General features: G+C 51.0%; 18 protein-coding genes. 12 read left to right on the top strand and 6 right to left on the bottom strand.

What is annotated here, in order from left to right; translation table 11 throughout:
• Nucleotides 1–140: 140 nt before the first annotated feature.
• The 3 genes from Q9291_RS03715 (at nt 141) to Q9291_RS03705 (ending at nt 2,672) form a co-directional block, all read left to right on the top strand.
• Entirely contained in the window at nt 141–581 is a 441-nt protein-coding gene (locus Q9291_RS03715; protein WP_306388650.1) for a hypothetical protein, read from the top strand.
• A 514-nt stretch (nt 582–1,095) separates the two neighbouring features.
• Entirely contained in the window at nt 1,096–1,788 is a 693-nt protein-coding gene (aqpZ, locus tag Q9291_RS03710) for an aquaporin Z (protein WP_306388649.1), read from the top strand.
• A 425-nt stretch (nt 1,789–2,213) separates the two neighbouring features.
• Entirely contained in the window at nt 2,214–2,672 is a 459-nt protein-coding gene (locus Q9291_RS03705) for a hypothetical protein (protein WP_306388648.1), read from the top strand.
• A 76-nt stretch (nt 2,673–2,748) separates the two neighbouring features.
• Here Q9291_RS03705 and Q9291_RS03700 read toward each other — a convergent pair whose 3' ends face one another.
• The 5 genes from Q9291_RS03700 to Q9291_RS03680 all read right to left on the bottom strand — a co-directional run bounded on the left by Q9291_RS03700 (nt 2,749) and on the right by Q9291_RS03680 (nt 5,727).
• Entirely contained in the window at nt 2,749–3,192 is a 444-nt protein-coding gene (locus Q9291_RS03700; RefSeq protein ID WP_306388647.1) for a copper chaperone PCu(A)C, read from the bottom strand.
• A 20-nt stretch (nt 3,193–3,212) separates the two neighbouring features.
• Nucleotides 3,213–3,401, bottom strand: a complete 189-nt coding sequence (locus tag Q9291_RS03695; protein WP_306388646.1) for a DNA gyrase inhibitor YacG — start codon at nt 3,399–3,401, stop codon at nt 3,213–3,215.
• Complete coding sequence (gene zapD, locus Q9291_RS03690) at nt 3,401–4,174, bottom strand: cell division protein ZapD (RefSeq protein WP_306388645.1); 774 nt, start codon at nt 4,172–4,174, stop codon at nt 3,401–3,403. The genes Q9291_RS03695 and zapD overlap by 1 nt, the downstream gene beginning before the upstream one ends.
• Nucleotides 4,175–4,243: 69 nt before the next feature.
• Complete coding sequence (gene coaE / locus Q9291_RS03685; protein ID WP_306388644.1) at nt 4,244–4,846, bottom strand: dephospho-CoA kinase; 603 nt, start codon at nt 4,844–4,846, stop codon at nt 4,244–4,246.
• An 8-nt stretch (nt 4,847–4,854) separates the two neighbouring features.
• Nucleotides 4,855–5,727: a prepilin peptidase gene (locus Q9291_RS03680; protein ID WP_306388643.1), complete on the bottom strand. Its 873-nt coding sequence runs from the start codon at nt 5,725–5,727 to the stop codon at nt 4,855–4,857.
• 208 nt (nt 5,728–5,935) lie between these two features.
• Between Q9291_RS03680 and Q9291_RS03675 the strand changes: the two genes are divergently transcribed.
• Nucleotides 5,936–6,340, top strand: coding sequence for a hypothetical protein (locus Q9291_RS03675; RefSeq protein ID WP_306388642.1), 405 nt, complete (start codon nt 5,936–5,938; stop codon nt 6,338–6,340).
• 66 nt (nt 6,341–6,406) lie between these two features.
• On the opposite strand, the gene Q9291_RS03670 is transcribed toward Q9291_RS03675, so the two are convergent.
• Nucleotides 6,407–7,336, bottom strand: a complete 930-nt coding sequence (locus Q9291_RS03670) for a polyprenyl synthetase family protein (protein ID WP_306388660.1) — start codon at nt 7,334–7,336, stop codon at nt 6,407–6,409.
• A 282-nt stretch (nt 7,337–7,618) separates the two neighbouring features.
• On the opposite strand from Q9291_RS03670, the gene Q9291_RS03665 reads away from it, so the two are divergent.
• The 8 genes from Q9291_RS03665 (at nt 7,619) to Q9291_RS03630 (ending at nt 18,429) form a co-directional block, all read left to right on the top strand.
• A complete protein-coding gene (locus Q9291_RS03665) occupies nt 7,619–8,890 on the top strand; it encodes a nitrate regulatory protein (RefSeq protein ID WP_306388641.1) in 1,272 nt (423 codons plus the stop codon).
• 403 nt (nt 8,891–9,293) lie between these two features.
• A complete protein-coding gene (locus tag Q9291_RS03660) occupies nt 9,294–10,598 on the top strand; it encodes a CmpA/NrtA family ABC transporter substrate-binding protein (RefSeq protein ID WP_306388640.1) in 1,305 nt (434 codons plus the stop codon).
• A gap of 23 nt (nt 10,599–10,621) precedes the next feature.
• A complete protein-coding gene (ntrB, locus tag Q9291_RS03655) occupies nt 10,622–11,545 on the top strand; it encodes a nitrate ABC transporter permease (protein ID WP_306388639.1) in 924 nt (307 codons plus the stop codon).
• 34 nt (nt 11,546–11,579) lie between these two features.
• Nucleotides 11,580–12,386, top strand: a complete 807-nt coding sequence (locus Q9291_RS03650) for an ABC transporter ATP-binding protein (protein WP_306388637.1) — start codon at nt 11,580–11,582, stop codon at nt 12,384–12,386.
• Between the two features lie 86 nt (nt 12,387–12,472).
• Nucleotides 12,473–13,909 (top strand): alginate export family protein, encoded by a 1,437-nt coding sequence (locus Q9291_RS03645; RefSeq protein WP_306388636.1) that lies wholly within the window; start codon nt 12,473–12,475, stop codon nt 13,907–13,909.
• A gap of 27 nt (nt 13,910–13,936) precedes the next feature.
• Nucleotides 13,937–14,716 (top strand): uroporphyrinogen-III C-methyltransferase, encoded by a 780-nt coding sequence (cobA, locus tag Q9291_RS03640; RefSeq protein WP_306388635.1) that lies wholly within the window; start codon nt 13,937–13,939, stop codon nt 14,714–14,716.
• A gap of 22 nt (nt 14,717–14,738) precedes the next feature.
• Entirely contained in the window at nt 14,739–17,165 is a 2,427-nt protein-coding gene (gene nirB / locus Q9291_RS03635) for a nitrite reductase large subunit NirB (protein WP_306388634.1), read from the top strand.
• 52 nt (nt 17,166–17,217) lie between these two features.
• Nucleotides 17,218–18,429 carry a nitrate/nitrite transporter gene (locus tag Q9291_RS03630; RefSeq protein WP_306388633.1) on the top strand — a complete coding sequence of 404 codons (1,212 nt, stop codon included), beginning with the start codon at nt 17,218–17,220 and terminating at the stop codon, nt 18,427–18,429.
• Nucleotides 18,430–18,456 lie beyond the last annotated feature (27 nt).

The following is an 18,456-nucleotide window of genomic DNA, read 5'->3' as shown; positions in this document are numbered from 1 at the left end:
TTGTAACATTACTCATGACTTCTCCTCTCGTTTTGATTGAATAATGCTGATCACATTAACTTACCTTCAATCTCGGTTTTGGGTTACCAGTTCGAGTGGGGGAAGTCCCTTTTATTCTCTAGGCATCATGGAGTTTTGAAATGGTTCAAATTTATCGAACTTATGTTTTTGCATTGCTTCTTTTTCCACTGGTGGCCATTGGAGATGGATGCTCCGATGAAACACCAATAACAGAGAAATACGCTAAAACCTTTCAATGTCCAGCAATAACAATCCGCGCCGAGGGTGAAAAATACCCAGAAGACTCTTGGGATTGTTTTGATTTAGTTCCTATAAAAAGTGAAACACTTTTTTACTCATCTGGTAAAAGCAGAGGTGCATTACCATCCGTAAACTCGTTACTACCTTCCAACGAAAATGATTTTAAAAACCGCACCTGGAAGGCCTCTAATATCCATTGCAATGGAAGGGAAAAAATAACCGTGCTTTATTGGGGTGGCGGGAACTGCAAAGGTTGCGAACGCAATGTGCAATACCGTTTCTCAAAAGATGGCAAGCTAGAAGACGCAAAGTTACAGTAATGCCCAACCCAGCCATCAAGCGGGACGCTGCGCTGACGCGCAACGCCCCTTATGTCAAACTACAAGGGCTTCCCCATTTTTAGCAATAGTCATCTGCAAGATTTTTGTGTGTTTGAATTTTTCAGCGCATAAATATCCCTTGCTGTAGCCAAGATTGAGCGAGAAGGTGAAGGACTGCGGTACTACAACCGGTCATATTGGGCATTATTCGCCCGGACCCTGATGAAAGACGCACGCCGGGGCCTCATTCGTTAGTCGGGATTCTCAAGCTCCCCTAGAATTAATCAGGCACACCCGGCGCGGGTCCAACCCGCTACACATCAACGCTGGCAGTTCAGCTGTGATTTAACCGTACATATTCACTCTGGCTTTAAACTTCATTCATGACTGATTGAAACTGACCTGCTAGTCATTTTATAACTCCTTAAATTCAGAAAAATTTTTTCTTGCTCTTAAATACTTATGTATTTATATTCATTGCCTCAGTCATTATTAAAACCAAGGGAGAAGAAAAATGTCGTTAGCAAAGCGTGGATTGGCGGAATTGATTGGTACTTTCTGGTTAGTATTGGGTGGTTGCGGTAGCGCCGTATTGGCAGCTGGTATTCCTGAGCTAGGTTTAGGTTATCTCGGGGTTTCATTTGCGTTTGGTTTCACCGTGGTTACCATGGCTTATGCGATTGGTCATATCTCAGGTTGTCACCTGAATCCTGCTGTCTCTATTGGCTTGGTGGCAGGTGGTCGATTTAAAGCTGCAGAATTGCCACATTATATTGTTGCGCAAGTGATAGGCGCTGTTCTGGCAGCGACGGTCATTTATCTTATTGCAAGTGGTAAAGCAGGGTTTGAGATAGGCGGGTTTGCAGCCAATGGCTATGGTGAAGCATCGCCGCATGGCTATAGCTTACAAGCTGCATTGATCTCGGAAGTGGTATTGACAGCGGTATTCTTGTTTATCATTATGGGCGCTACAGATGCGCGTGCGCCAGCAGGGCTTGCTCCGTTGGCAATCGGATTGACATTGACGTTGATCCATATGATTAGTATTCCCGTCACAAATACATCAGTGAACCCTGCTCGCAGTACAAGCCAGGCGATTTTTGCGGGAGGCATTTATATGGAGCAACTCTGGTTGTTCTGGCTAGCACCTATCGTGGGTGGGATTATTGGTGCGCTGGTATATAACTGTGTTTCCAAGAAAAATTAAGCATCACTCGTGCAGAGACGCCCGCATCCGCGGGCGTTTTTATTTGTATCTCAAGGATTGATAAGATCAATGGAAAAGAGGTTAAGCATTGAAATGTAGATACCGTTATAAAGGGTTAAACTGCATCTCGTGAGATAAGCCTTGTTGCGGATCAGTATTGTTTACGCGGGCCAGGATAATAGCCGCGCACAAAGACCTCATTCATTCATCGGCCTGACAAGAACGCACTGATCAGGCTTGTTCTTTTGAATGTCGGCCATTGGGTTAGTCAGGTTCTCTCTGTGCTCGGTCTAACCTCTTTGCTATCGCCCTTGGCAGGGGTTGGTTTCAGAGGTTTAGAATGGCATACAATCTCTTATCATCACTCACGCCATTGCCACCTGAGTTAATTTTTATAGAAAACACAAGAGGAGTGATTATTCAACATGAATGCTCGCCGACAACTTTTTTCACTCAATGCCATTGCAGCCAACGGTGTCATCCTGCTGGCCTTCATTGCATGTAATTATGTGTTCGGGGCGACTGCAGGCAACTTGCCAACTTGCGTGCCGGCAGACAATCCTGAAACACAAAAAATGGCGCTTGGAGCACAGCCTAAAAAAGAAGTGTGTAATCCGAAAGTATTCCAGGCGGTTATCTTACCGGCGGCGAGGGTTGGTAAGCCGTATGGCCGAAGAAGTCTGGTACAGGGAGGCCAGCCCCCTTATGAGATAGCAGATATTGACAAGCAGTTCACGACTACAGGCCTGTTGATCACCCCGGAGGGCATGCTCGCTGGTACACCGAAAATCTCGGGGAAATTTGAGTTTACGGCGAACATTAAAGATGCAAATGGTGTATCTGCAAGGCAACGATTTTTGCTCAAGATACTTCCGGCAAAATAATCGATTTGGCTTAACCGGTCGTCAGGTCTACTTTCGCGTTTAGCCTGATGTTGTATGGGGCTTGCTTGGTGTGAAATTATTGCGCAGTTTTCACTGGCATGGTGACAAACTGATCGGTGATTTTGCCCTGTTTATCTTTAAAGCACAGCCTGAATTTGACCTGCTCACCAACTTTAAGCGGTGAAGCAAGTTCAAACAGCATCAGGTGCAGGCCACCGGGAGCCAGTTTGACTGTTTGTCCGGCGGGCACGGGCAGTTCTTCCATGCTGCGCATTTTCATAATGCCCTTATCCATGCTCATGCTGTGCATTTCCACACTGCCTGCGCGCTCAGTTTCTACATAAACCAGGGTCACCGGCGCTTTGCTTTTGAGGGTCACATAGGCCGCACCGACCGGTTGCCCGGGATTCGTCGCGCGCACCCAGGCATCGCTTAATGCGACTTCGGCTTGCGCAATGGCTGAGAGCGCGAGCAGGCTGGCGGTGATCAACAACTGTAAACACAATGCAATTTTTTTCATGTGATGGTTACCTTGAATACTTACTCGGCATCCTGAAGATCAGGCGGGGTGGCATCCGGAATGCGAAATTTTTCAGTGGCCCAATCTCCCAAGTCCATCAATTTGCAGCGTTCGCTGCAAAACGGACGGTAAGCGTTGCTGGTGGAATACACGGTAGTTTCGCCGCAGCCCGGACAAGCGACTTTGCGTGGTTTGACAGCAAGTTGCATCAGTTGTGCCCTGCCCCGGTAAAGTTACAGACGATCATATTAAAAGGGATATCCTCTTCGAGCACTTTGGGCTTTTGTACAAAGTCGAGCTTTTGAAAGCGAATATTAATAGCATATTTATTGGCACTGACTTCAGGGAAGCATTCTGTGTGGCCGATTTCAATGCGTAATAACTGGGCAGGTTTATGGCCTGAAAGTTGTTGCTGATAGGCGCCATGATGCGCGACCAGTGACAAGGTTTGGCCGCTGCCGCGCAACAACTGCAAGATGATACTAATGGCTTCGTACATGGGCATCAGGCGCGATAGCCAGTTATCAAAATCTGCCTTGCGACGGTCTGGGCTCAGGTATAGCCAGTGATGGTAGGAAGGCAGATCAAATTCACATACGCCGCCCGGAATGCCGGTGCGCTGCTTGATGCTCATCAGCCAGTCGTTTTCGCGCAGGGTTTGCCCAAGTTTTTGATGGTCAGTGCGCAGTGCTACGGCACAGCGCTCGAGGCTGGCAAGCGTATTGCTCAACGCGTGCTGGTCGATATTGGGGTTGCCTTGCAAAAAGGAAAGTTGGATTTTGTGCCGGTCCAGCTCTTGCAACAAATCTACTTTCAGATCTGCCCGGTCAATCAGGTCCAGCATTTGCAGCAGGGATACCAGCGCGGCATGGTGGTTGAATTCATGTCCGATTTCGACATGGTGCAATACCTTGGTGAACAAATCCTCTAGGCGAAGATAGGTTCTGATGCGCTCGTTAAATGGGAATTCGTAGCTCGACACGGCAGTCTTTTCTGTCAGCTGATACTTGAAAAGTATGCAATAAAAGCCTGATTATGAAACCCTTTTTGCTCACTGGCAAGTCTTTGAGAAATTTTTATGAAAGGCGACCACTTTTTCATGCAGATTTTGTAAGGAAGATTGATTATCCAGCACGGTATCTGCAATGGCCAGACGCTGCTCGCGACTGCTTTGGGCGGCCATCATGGCCTGCACCATCTCGGTAGAAAGCTGATTGCGTTGCAACACGCGCTCAAGCTGCGTCTGTTCATCACAGTCCACCACCATCACATGGTCTATCAGAGGCCAGTCTTGACGGCTTTCGACCAGCAGGGGAATCGCCAGCACGACATAAGGCGTTGCAGACAGCGACGTAATCTGGCGTATGGCCTCGGCGCGAATGGCAGGATGCATGATGTTGTTCAGTTGTTCCAGCGCATCCGGGTTAGAAAATACCAGCGCCCGCAGATTGGCGCGATGCAAGCTGCCGTCGGCCTCAAACATCTCTGTGCCAAATACCTCGCGTACGGCTTGCATGGCCGGGCTACCTGGCGCGCTCATTGCCCTGGCAATCACATCCAGATCAATCACCGGCACGCCGAGCGCAGCAAACGACTTGCAGACTTCACTTTTGCCACTGCCTATGCCGCCGGTCACGGCCACCACTTTAGCCATTGTTTACCCTAGGGGACAAGATAATAAGCAGCCAGCGTTTGGCCATAAAATAATGCAGCAATACCGCCCAACGCCAGAAACGGGCCAAACGGAATGGCTGTCTGGCGGTTTTTACCTTTGAACACAATCAGGCCAATGCCAATCACGCTGCCGACCACGGAACTCAGTAAAATAACCGCAGGCAATATTTGCCAGCCAAACCAGGCACCAATGGCTGCCAGCAATTTAAAGTCACCATAGCCCATGCCTTCTTTGCCCGTGACCAGTTTAAACAACCAGTAAACGCTCCACAGCACCAGATAGCCGACCATGGCACCGACCACGGCTGAGGTGATGTCAGTAAATCCATGATTCAGATTGAGTAACAGGCCCAACCACAGCAATGGCAAGGTAATATCATCGGGCAACAACTGGGTGTCATAGTCGATAAACGTCAGCGTGACCAACGCAAATATAAACAGAAGTGCACATACTGTGAGCAAGCTATAGCCATACTGCGCGGCGACTGCGAAGGAGAGCCCGGCCGTGAGCAACTCCACCAGCGGATAACGGATAGAAATAGGCGTTTTGCACTGCTTGCAGCGCCCGCGTAAGCACAGGTAGCTCAACACAGGAATATTTTCCAGTGCGGTGATATTGTGGCCGCAATGCGGGCAACTGGACCTGGGCACCACCAGATTGAAAGCAGGCTGCTCCGGCGGCTCTTGCCCCTGTAATTCCAGGCAGTTGGCATGCCATTCGCGCTCCATGATTTTGGGCAGGCGGTAAATCACCACATTCAGAAAACTGCCAACCAGCAAGCCTAAAACACCACAACAGACTTGTAAAAATAATGGCTGGGTTCGCAACATACTGGAAACAGGCTCAAGGATTTCTATCATGATACCGATATCATTATTAAGGTTGCTGCATCATCGCATCGTTAATGCAACTAAGCAAGGTCAACACTTGCCATAGCGCTTATCAGGGCGTGGAAAATATCCGCACGGTGACCTTGAAAACCGCTAGTCAGGCGCCATTTACGTGTAAGATGGGAATGGCACTCTTGACGAGTGGCTTCTCACCCGCTTTATGTGAAGGAAGTTATCTATGTCTGATCAAATCAAGATTTCCCCGTCGACAGAAGTCGAACTCAACCAGGTGGACCACCCGGAATGGGATGAACCGGTCATTTGCCGCGTAGAAGTGGATTTACCCGGCTGGCTGGCCAAACTGACCGGTCAACAGCACTGGGAAGTCTACAGTGAGGAAGAAGAAGAAAACTGCATCAGTTTTGCGATGCGCGCCCAGCACAAAGGCCACGCCTCCAAAACTTACCACCCTGACACACAAACGGTGGAATTACAGGCCGAAGTGACCTTGTACCATAACGGCTATGCCGTGGTAGATGTGGATGGCAAATCGCTGTTTGATGGTGCGCTGACCTCGGCAACCAACGATTGCGCACGCTTAAGCTACTACCACATCAGTGGCGAGCCGATCGCTCTCAATTAATTTGTAACATGCATGACTGAATGACCAGCCGTTTTTACGGCTGACCGTCATTCAGATCAATGATTTTTATTGCTGCCGGTTGACCGAAAAACCGGCCAGATCGATCAATGCCTGCTTGGCTGGACACTCTGCAAAGGGTGCCAGTGCCTGACAAGCCAGTGCTGCTTCTCTATGCGCCACAGTACGGACATAATCAAATGCCTTTACGCCATGCAGGATTTCAAGCACAGTTTGCAGCTGATCACCCTGCCCTTGTAATAAGGCTTGTTTAACCAGTTCTGCCTGGCTGGCAGGCGCATTCTGAATGGCATACAGCATCGGCAGGGTCACTTTACCCTCGACCAGGTCATTGCCCAGGGTTTTGCCAATTTTTTCGCTGTCACCGCTCAAATCCAGCACATCATCAATCAATTGAAATGCCGTGCCCAAATGCATGCCATAGCGGGCCAAGCCTTCTTCCTGCGCAGGACTCACTTGAGACTGTACCGCACCCAGGCGCGTTGCAGCTTCAAACAACTTGGCCGTTTTAAAGTGAATCACCTGTAAATAATCCTGCTCGCTGACGCCTATGTTACGTACATTGAGCAGTTGCAAGACTTCACCTTCGGAAATGATATTGGTGGCATCTGCCAGAATTTCCATCACGCGCATCTGTTGCAGCCTGACCATCATCTGGAAAGCGCGGGAATACAGAAAATCCCCCACCAGCACACTGGCCGGATTGCCGTAGACATGATTGGCTGTTGATTTGCCGCGACGCAAATCCGAGGCATCCACCACATCATCATGCAGCAAAGTGGCGGTATGAATAAACTCGACAATCGCAGCCAGCTGATGGTGCGCAGCCGAAACAGAGCCGCATAAATCACCCGCCATCAATACCAGCGTGGGCCGCAAACGCTTGCCACCGCTGTGAATAATATATTCCGAGATTTGATTAATCAGCGGGACTTGGGAGGACAAAGACTGGCGGATGACCTCATCCACCTGCTGCATATCGCCTGCAATCCGCACCAAACAAGCATTTAAAGACACTGAGACACCAATTTTGGACAAAGTTAAAGCATACCATACCTGTGATTGCTCTCGCTATGCCGCCACCTTTCATGGGGCTGACAAGGAAACTGAATTCTGGCCGGATTCACATGCACTGGATTTGCATTAAAAAGACGTTGCCGTTAATATTCGCCCCCGTTGTGCCCATCGCTGTCGGCACCTGTTCGCCCCAGCAGCATCATAGTCGCGTGCATGATTCTTGCTTGAATACAACAAGACCCCATGAACCACTCCGTAGAAAATATCATTCTGTTAGCCAAGCAACGTCATGTTGACGAATTGCAACGCCTATCGTTTAGCACCGAGTTTGTCGAAACCATCGGCCTGATTATTCACCAACTGCAAGCAGAGCGCGGCGCCAGTTGCCTATATGTGGCCTCGACCGGGCAACGCTTTGCCAAGGAGCGTGCCGCACTGGTCACCGAAAACCATGACCTTGAGCAGCAATTCAAGCAAGCACTGGCTTTGCATTTGCAACACCACAGCTCGGCAGAAGCCAAACAGCTGACGCTGATTTCGTGGATATTGCTGGGGTTTAATGAGTTGCACGGCTTTCGCCATCAAGTGACCCTGCTCAAAGTCAGCTCGCCGGACTGCATCACATTTTTTACCCGCCTGATCAGCCAGCTGGTTTCACTGATTTTCGAAATCACTGACAACACCATAGATAGCAAAATATCCAAACATTTAGTCGCACTTTACAACTTGGTGCAGGCCAAAGAATTTGCTGGCCAGGAACGCGCGGTTGGGTCGCATGCTTTTGGTTCCGGCATCATGCAGGAAAATCACCATCACCGGCTGGCAGGCCTGATTGCCTTGCAAGAACGCCATTTTGAATTATTTACGCAATTTACGACAGAAGCGCTAAAACAGGAATGGGAAACCCTCAAGCAATCAACGTTAACCCATGATCACCTTAACTTCAGAACAAAACTGACAGAGGCAAGCATTAACCAGACATTAGAAACAGGCGATGGACATTTATGGTTCAACCTGTGTAGCCAGCGACTGAGTGAAATATGGAAAATTCAATGCCATCTGGTTTCCATCATGCACGAAGAGCTGGCCTGCCTGGTCTCGGAAGCACAGTCGGACCTTTCCCAAGCTAAGGCCAGCCTTACCCAGGTATGCAAGCCAACCTCGACAACGGTTGGCAATGCTCCCTACAGCCTGCTCAATCCAGACATAGCAATGGACAACAGTTATACGTGGCTGACACAAGACGCCGTGGCGGGCTATCCCATGGCCTCAGTCATTCATCTATTACAACAACAATCGATGCAGATTGCCGAAATTGAACATGAGTTATCTGCAACCAAAAAAGCCCTGAATGAACGCAAGTGCATCGAACGCGCCAAAGGCATTTTGATGCGGCAGATGAAAGTCAGCGAAGAAGAAGCCTATAAGGTATTGCGCACCTCGGCCATGGAGCAGAACCGCAAAATTATTGATGTAGCCGAAAACATTATCGAGCTGAGTACGCAACCTGGTTAACGGGCGTACCATCCCCTCCCGTATCATTAGTTATTGCAAACATCACCTCTTTACGATGGTGCATCCGCACTTCAATGGTGCAGGTAAAAATCAATTCCAGACAGTTTATTTTTAAAACTCCTCAAAAAAAACCCATGTAAATCAGACACCTGCCTCTAGATTAAAATCTGGCATGCCATTTGCTAAATCAACTTTGAAAGCGAGTTGCCTGTGGTTTACTTGTGGTCAATGTTAACGGGGACATTGTTCATTTAACAGGCTACTCCATCAGTGGTTGCGCAATACGCGACTACTTAATTTATGCAATAAGGACAAAGGCGTCCTGAGTTTAGAGATCACTCTGAACTCAGGACGCCTTTTTTGTTTTTATCGTCTTACTTTTTATTTGATTAAAGGAGCTGAAATGAGCACTTCGGATAACAAACCGGCATTGGCATCATCCACCCACCACGCCGATGGCAGCGTAGACAACAGTCGCCGCCAGTTTTTCAGGCAAGCAGTTGCCAGCACACTTGGGGCGGCCGCAATGATGAATATGGTGCCTGCGGCCATTCGCAGCCAGGCCTGGGCGGCAGGTTCGGATGCTCCGGAAATCACGGAAGTCAAAATCGGCTTTATTCCGCTGACCGATTGCGCACCTATCGTAGTTGCCGCGCAAATGGGCTTCGATAAAAAATATGGCATCAAAATCATCCCGTCAAAAGAAGCCTCCTGGGCTGGGGTGCGCGACAAACTGGTTAATGGCGAGTTGCACGCTTCGCATGTGCTCTACGGCATGATGTATGGCTCTCAAATGGGCATTGGCGGCCAGCAAAAAGACATGAACGTATTAATGGCCCTCAACAACAACGGCCAGGGCATTACCTTGTCAAGTCAATTAAAAGACAAGGGCGTAAACAGTGGCGCAACCCTGAAACGCCTGATTGACAATGAAAATCGCGACTTTACATTTGCGCAGACCTTTCCGACAGGCACCCATGCCATGTGGCTGTATTACTGGCTGGCCAACTACGGCATCAACCCGATGAGCGATGTAAAAACCATCGTTGTACCCCCGCCACAAATGGTGGCCAACATGCGTATTGGCAATATGGATGGATTCTGCGTTGGTGAACCATGGAATGCCCGTGCAATTTTCGACAAGGTCGGATTCACCGTGACGACCACTCAGGACATCTGGACAGACCATCCGGAAAAAGTACTTGGCTGCACCGCCGACTTTGTGGCCAAGCATCCGAATACCGCATTGGCCATGACGAAAGCCATTTTAGAAGCCTGCCGCTACATTGATGCCACTGAGCATCGCGCTGAAGTTGCAAAACTGATCTCGGGCAAAGCCTATGTGAATGCGCCAGAAGAGGTGATTGCAGGCCGCTTTATTGGTGATTATGAAAATGGCATCGGGAAAAAATGGAAAGACCCGAACTTCATGAAGTTTTTCAATGATGGCAAAGTGAATTTTCCTTACCTGTCCGACGGCATGTGGTTCCTCACTCAGCACAAACGCTGGGGCTTGCTGAAGTCTGACCCTGACTACCTCGCTATCGCGAAAAAAGTTAACCGCATCGACATTTACACTGAAGCCGCCAAATCACTGGGCATCACAGTCCCTGCTGACCCTATGCGCACCAGCAAACTGATCGACGGTGTGGTGTGGGATGGCAAAGACCCGAAAGGCTATGCCAACAGCTTCAAAATCAAAGGCTAACCAGCATCGCGAGGAGTATCACCATGAGTGCAGTCAGTATAGAAAAGGAAAGTATCATGCAGAAACGCCAGGATGTTGAAAAAACGGCGGCTGCGCACCCTGTTGCGTCGGTAGTCACCCTCTCCACTACCGGCACAATCGCCAGCAACCCCTCGAAAGCGGGTTTTGCATGGGCGGCAACCTCCAGACGCTTTTTTGAGTGGGTGTTGCCGCCCGTGATTGGCTTGTGCATTTTCACGGCCATTTGGGCAGTCGTCTCGGCGCGCAGCCCTGGCTTGCCGGGGCCGCTGCTCACCTGGCATTCCGCTGTTGAACTGTTTAAAGACCCGTTTTACATCAACAACCCGAATGACATGGGCATCGGCTGGAATATCCTTAACTCCCTCAAGCGGGTGGGCCTTGGGTTTGCCATGGCCGCTGTCGTCGGCATTCCCGCTGGCTTTTTGATCGGCCGTTATGCCTTTATGTCGAACATGGCGGCTCCGATTATCAGCCTGCTCAAACCGGTCTCACCACTGGCCTGGCTACCGATAGGCCTGATGGTGTTCAAAGCCGCCGATCCGGCCGCTATCTGGGTGATCTTTATCACGGCAGTCTGGCCCATGATCATCAACACGGCTGTCGGCGTCAGCAAGGTGCCGCAGGATTACCTGAATGTGGCACGCGTGTTGAACCTGTCCGAGTGGAAAGTGTTCAGCAAAATCCTGTTCCCTTATGTGATGCCTTACATGATGACAGGTGTACGTCTGTCGATTGGTACCGCCTGGCTGGTGATTGTCGCTGCCGAAATGCTGACCGGTGGCGTGGGTATTGGCTTCTGGGTGTGGGATGAGTGGAACAACCTGAATGTAGAACACATCATCATCGCCATCTTTATTGTGGGCATTGTAGGGCTGCTGCTGGAGCAGGCATTGATGCTCATCGCTAGACAGTTCAGTTACGAATAACGCTATCCGAATCATGCTATCAAGGGACGCCATCATGGAAAAAATACTGCAAGACCGCTATGTGCTGATTGAAAACGTCGATATGACGTTCAACACCAAAAAAGGCAGCTTCCAGGCCTTGAAAGAGATCAGCCTGAATATTCGCGAAGGTGAATTTATTTCGATCATCGGCCACTCTGGTTGTGGCAAATCCACCGTACTCAACCTGATTGCAGGGCTGCTCACCCCTACTGCCGGTCATTTGTTCTGCGCAGGGCGCGAAATTGCGCAACCGGGGCCTGAGCGTGCCGTTGTGTTCCAGAATCACTCATTGCTGCCGTGGCTGACCTGTCTTGAGAACGTCTACCTGGCAGTAGAGCGTGTATTCGCAAATACAGAAAATAAGCAGCAACTGACTGCGCGCAGCCATGCAGCGCTGGAGCTGGTCGGCTTAAGCCATGCGGCAGACAAGCGTCCGCACGAAATTTCCGGCGGCATGAAGCAGCGTGTCGGCATTGCCCGTGCGCTGGCCATGGAACCGAAAGTACTGCTGCTGGATGAACCGTTTGGTGCCCTCGACGCGCTGACCCGTGCTGGCTTGCAGGACGAACTGATGAGCATTATGAAACAGTCCGGATGCACCGCCGTCATGGTCACCCACGATGTAGATGAAGCCGTACTGCTATCAGACCGCATTGTCATGATGACCAACGGGCCTGCCGCCACCATCGGTGAAATTCTGGCAGTCGATTTAGCCCGTCCGCGCAAGCGTCTGGAACTGGTTGAAGACCCGGCCTATACGCATCTGCGCAGTGAAGTATTGAAGTTTTTGTATGAACGGCACGCTAAAAAAGCTGCCTAGAAAGTTGGTGCTGACAGGCGGCCACCCATCAGCACCGCATACCTCATCGAAGTATGGTTACCCCCACATTGAAAAGGAGCAACACTATGAACGCTAAACCACACCACCGCTTACGTCAAGTTTCTGTCGCAGGATTACTGGCAGTACTCAGTTCAGCGGCAATGGCCGAAGAGGAAATGCTGCCGGAATACACCTTTATGGATGCGATTAAAACAGGCAAAAACATGACCAGTTTCAGGTTGCGCTATGAGAACGTGCAGCAGGATGGCTTGCAGCCAAATAACCTGAGCAATGCGGCTAACACGTTAAATCCCACCCGCAACGAAGAGATCAAGGACGCTAACGCAGTGACCCTGCGCAGCCTGATTGGCTGGCAAACTGCGCCGTATCATAACTGGAGCTTTGCCGCACAAATTATCAATGTCAGCAAACTGAGCGATGATTTCAACGATGGTACCAATAGCTTTAGAACCAATGGCGCTTCCAATCAGAATGACAAAATCAACTATGCGAAAGTGGTTGACCCTGATCAGACAGATATCAACCAGCTCTACGTGGATTGGACAGGCATTAAAAACACGCGCGTGCGTGCAGGTCGCCAGCAGGTAAATCTGGACAATGTCCGCTTCATCGGCGACATCGCTTTCCGTCAGGTGATGCAGGTATTTGATGGTGTGTCTGTGTTCAACAAAACGATCCCGGATACCGAAATATTTCTGGCGCACTTTGAAAAAGTGAATCAGATTTTCACCACTGAACGTAACGGTAATCTGGAAATTGCCAACGCGCGCTACCGCATCTCGCCCACTGAGTTTCTAGTGGGCTATGGCTACTTTAGCAATTTTGAGAATCTCGGACTAGGCAACGCCTGGTTTGGTGCAGGCGCGGCCAATCTGCAAGCAGACCAGTCAAACAAAATTTTGGGGATCCGTCTGGATGGCACCCATCCATTCACCCCGAACTATCGCGCACATTACACGGCTGAATATGCCAAGCAGTCAGATTATAGCGGTGGTGATGACCGCATTGATGCGCACTATTACAAAGTCGGCGGCGGCTTTGGTATCGACAACTTCAACCTGCGGGTGGATCAGGAACTTTTATCCAGCAATAGCAATACCTATGCTTTTCAGACCCCTTTTGGCACCAACCATTTGTTCCAGGGCTGGGTAGACAAGTTTTTGGTCACGCCGCGCGCCGGGATTAAAGACAGTTTTGTCACCGCCACCTATCGTTACGGCGACTTTGTATTCTTTGCCGATTATCACGTCATTGATGCAGACACCGGCTTCTACACTGTGAATGGCGGCGCCGGGCGCAGTGGCAGCCGTTACGGAACGGAATGGAATGCAGCCGTCACCTGGAATGTAGACAAAAACTGGATGACAAAACTTGAATACGGCAAGTTTAACGAGGGCGACCAGTTTGCAGCCGCCGCCAACACGACAGGCAATGCTGCCGGCGTACGTGGCCGTTTTCATGACACCGAAAAACTATGGCTGACTGCCATGTACACGTTTTAACCGTGAGCAAGTAAAGGAGCACTCCCCATGCCAGCAAGCAAAGTCTATTTAATCGGTGCCGGTCCCGGCGACCCTGAGCTGATCACGCTCAAGGCCGTCAAGGCTTTGCAACTGGCAGAAGTGGTGCTGGTCGATGACCTGGTCAACCCGGCACTGCTCACGCATTGCCCGCAGGCACGCATTGTGCCGGTGGGCAAACGCGGTGGCTGCAAATCTACCCCGCAACATTTTATTAACCGCATGCTGGTAGCCCTGGCCGGACAAGGTCAGACAGTAGTCAGACTCAAGGGCGGCGATGCCTTTGTGTTTGGCAGAGGTGGCGAAGAAATGCTGGCATTGCGCGCGGCCAATATCCCTTACGAAGTGATCCCCGGCATCACCAGCGGCCTCGCGGCCTGTACCAGCATGGAGGTGCCGGTCACCCACCGGGCGTTTAATCATGGCGTTACCCTGGTGACAGGCCACACGCAAGATGGTGAACCACTGCCCTGGCGCGCACTGGTAGAAAGTAACACCACGCTGGTGATTTACATGGGCATGCAGCATGTGGCTGAGATTACACGTGCCCTGCTCGAAGCAGGCATGCATGCCGATATGCCGTGCATGGTGGTAGAAAACGGCACGCGCGAAAATCAACGTGCAGTGGTGACGGCATTACACGCAATGCCACTGGGTTGCCATCAACAACAATTTAAAAGCCCGGCGATTATTGTCGTCGGCGAAGTCGTGAAATTAGCCAACAGTACACAAGAACAAGATTGGCAAGCACAGTTGCAGGCCTTTGCAAGTTTGGCCAGTGCAGCATAAGTTTAAAAGGAGTGATTTAAAGATGACAAAACAGAAACTGGTGGTAGTGGGTAACGGCATGGCAGGTATGCGGGCAGTGGAAGAGCTGCTCAAGATTGCCCCGGATATGTATGACATTACGGTGTTTGGCGATGAGCCCTACCCCAACTATAACCGGATCATGCTGTCGCCTGTGCTGGCCAATGAGCAGACCATAGACGACATTATCCTGAACAGCCGGGAATGGTACGCAGAGAACAACATTACGCTGCATACCAGTGCCCGTGTCAACAAGATAGACCGCAAGGCGCGTACGGTCACGGCAGAAAACGGCATCACTGTGCCTTATGATCGCCTGCTGCTGGCGACAGGTTCCAAGCCATTCATGCTGCCGATTCCAGGTGCAGAACTGGAAGGCGTGCTGGGCTACCGGGATATTAAAGATACCAACGACATGATAGAGGCGGCCAAAACCCACAAGCACGCGGTGGTGATTGGTGGCGGCCTGCTGGGTCTGGAAGCCGCCAATGGCCTGAAAATTCAGGGCATGGAAGTCACAGTAGTGCATAAAAATGACTGGCTGCTCGAACGCCAGCTAGACAGGACTTCAGGCAAGATGCTGCAAAAATCCCTCGAAGCGCGCGGCCTGAGCTTCTTGCTGCAAAAAGATACCGAACAACTGATCGGCAAGGATGGTCGTGTGGTAGCCGTGCGTTTTAAAGACGGCCAGGAGATCCCGGCAGACCTGGTGGTGATGGCAGTCGGCATTCGCCCCAACTACGGCCTGGCAGAGTCAGCAGGCATCCATTGCAATCGTGGCATTGTCGTGAATGACACCATGCAAACCTACGACCCGCGCGTCTATGCCGTGGGTGAGTGTGTGAGCCACCGTGGCATTGCCTACGGTCTGGTGGCGCCCTTATTTGAAATGGCCAAAGTGTGCGCCACACATTTGGCCAACTTCGGCATCGGTTTATACAAAGGTTCGGTCACTTCGACAAAATTGAAGGTGACCGGCATTGATTTGTTTTCTGCCGGTGATTTCATGGGCAGTGATGATGCCGAAGAAATTTTGCTGCACGACGCGGTCGGCGGGGTATACAAAAAACTCGTGATCAAAGATGACACCATCATCGGTGCTGTGCTGTATGGCGATACGACGGATGGGGCCTGGTATTTCCAGCTGTTGCGCGATAAAAAGCCGATTCATGAGATTCGTGATCACCTCATGTTCGGGCAGGACAGTCTGGGCAATACCGGCCACCAGGGTCAGGATAAAGTATCTACCATGACCGACGAAATGGAAGTCTGTGGCTGTAACGGTGTGTGCAAGGGCACCATCGTCAAGGCGATTCAGGAAAAAGGCCTGTTCACGATTGATGATGTGAAAAAGCAAACCAAGGCGGGTTCCAGCTGTGGCAGTTGTACCGGCCTCGTCGAACAGATTCTGGCCTCGACACTCGGCGGTGGCTATGCACCGCCTTCCACCAGCAAGGCTGTCTGCGGGTGTACGGATTTTAATCATGAAGAAGTGCGTGATGAAATCCGCAAACACAAATACCTGAGCATCCCGGCCGCCATGAAAGGCATGGGCTGGAAAACCCCTAATGGCTGTGCCACCTGCCGGCCGGCGCTGAATTACTACCTGCTTTCGACCTGGCCACATGAAGCCAGAGATGACCCGCAATCACGCTTTATTAACGAGCGTGTACACGCTAACATCCAGAAAGATGGTACGTATTCGGTGATTCCACGCATGTACGGCGGCGTGACTTCGTCCGACCAGTTGCGCAAGATCGCCGATGTGGCTGACAAATATAAGGTGCCTATGGTGAAAGTCACCGGCGGCCAGCGGATTGATCTGCTCGGTGTAAAAAAAGAAGACCTGACCAATATGTGGGCTGACCTGGACATGCCGTCCGGTTATGCGTACGGTAAATCTATCCGTACCGTGAAAACCTGTGTGGGTTCCGAATTCTGCCGCTTCGGCACACAAAACTCTACCCAACTGGGCATCGATATCGAAAAAGCGTTTGACCATATGTGGGCACCACACAAGGTCAAATTTGCCGTCTCTGGCTGTCCACGCAACTGCGCCGAATCCGGCATCAAGGATGTCGGCGTCATTGGTGTCGATTCCGGTTGGGAAATTTATGTCGGCGGCAACGGCGGCATCAAAACTGAAGTCGCGCAATTCTTGTGCAAGGTAAAAACGGCGCAAGAGGTGATTGAATATTCCGGGGCTTTTATCCAGATTTACCGGGAGGAAGCACGTTACCTGGACCGCACCGTGCACTGGATAGAACGCGTGGGGCTGGACTATGTGAAGAAGCGCATTCTGGAGGATGCAGAAGGTCGACAAGCGGCGTATGAGCGACTGCTCTATGCACTGCAAGGTTCGGTGGACCCATGGGCAGAGCGCGTGGAGAAGCGTGATGCACACAAAGAGTTCGAGACCATCACCATTTAATAATACAGTGTGGGCGTGCGGCAGTGTTCTCCACACGCCCGGGAGAGCCGTTATGCAAAAGAGTTTTTGGGATGTCGGCCATAAGCCGACCTTGTTTTCAGCATTTTTTTACTTTGATTTGAGCTTTATGGTGTGGGTGATGCTCGGGCCACTGGCGGTGCAAATTGCTGCCGACCTTCATCTGACACCCGCACAAAAAGGCCTGATGGTCGCCACACCGGTACTGGCCGGTGCTCTGCTGCGGATTGTGATGGGGGTACTGGTGGACCAGCTCAAACCGAAAAAAGCAGGTCTGATCGGTCAGGTGATTGTGATTGCTGCGTTGCTGGTGGCCTGGCTGCATGGCATTCATAGCTATCAACAGGCACTGATTTTAGGGATGTTTCTGGGCTTTGCGGGTGCGGCCTTTGCGGTGGCATTGCCACTGGCCTCGCGCTGGTATCCGCCGGAGCACCAAGGCACGGCGCTGGGCATTGCCGGTGCAGGCAACTCCGGCACCGCGCTGGCAGCCCTGTTTGCACCAGGCCTGGCCGTCGCATTTGGCTGGAACAATGTGTTTGGACTGGCACTGATCCCGCTGGCACTGGCTTTTCTGGTATATGTAATCATGGCGAAGGATGCACCGGATACCCCTGCACCCAAATCACTGTCACAATACCTGACCGTGCTCAAAGACAAAGACGCCTGGTGGTTCATGTTTTTTTACAGCGTCACTTTTGGCGGCTTTGTCGGCATGGCTTCGTCACTCACTATCTATTTCCATGACCAATATGGTTTAGATGCAGTACATGCCGGTTACTTTACCGCCGCCTGTGTATTTGCCGGATCACTGGTGCGGCCTTTTGGCGGCTTGCTGGCGGACCGCATTGGCGGCATCCGCAGTTTGAGCATGATGTATGGATTGGCTGCCCTGTTTTTGTTGGCTCTAAGCTTTGCGCCTTCCACCCATACCGCAGCGCTGGCCGTGGTGATCCTGGCCATGTCTGCATTGGGCATGGGTAATGGTGCAGTGTTTCAGCTGGTGCCACAACGCTTCCGTCGTGAAATTGGCGTGATGACTGGTCTGGTGGGCATGGCGGGCGGGGTGGGTGGCTTTTACCTGGCCTCCAGCCTGGGCTACTCCAAACAGGTGACTGGCAGTTATCAAATTGGCCTGATTATTTTTGCTGGGCTGGCGATACTGGCACTCATTGGTCTGTCCGGTGTTAAAAACCGCTGGCGTACGACTTGGGGTGCAGCCACCGTGACCAGCGCAAAAGTCTGATTTAAGTTATTGTCATCAGGTCATCAC

It is taken from the genome of Methylophilus aquaticus, assembly GCF_030769565.1.
Classification (GTDB): Bacteria; Pseudomonadota; Gammaproteobacteria; order Burkholderiales; family Methylophilaceae; genus Methylophilus; species Methylophilus aquaticus.
The sequence above is the reverse complement of the archived record's forward strand: the minus strand, read 5'-3'. Positions and strand labels throughout refer to the sequence as shown.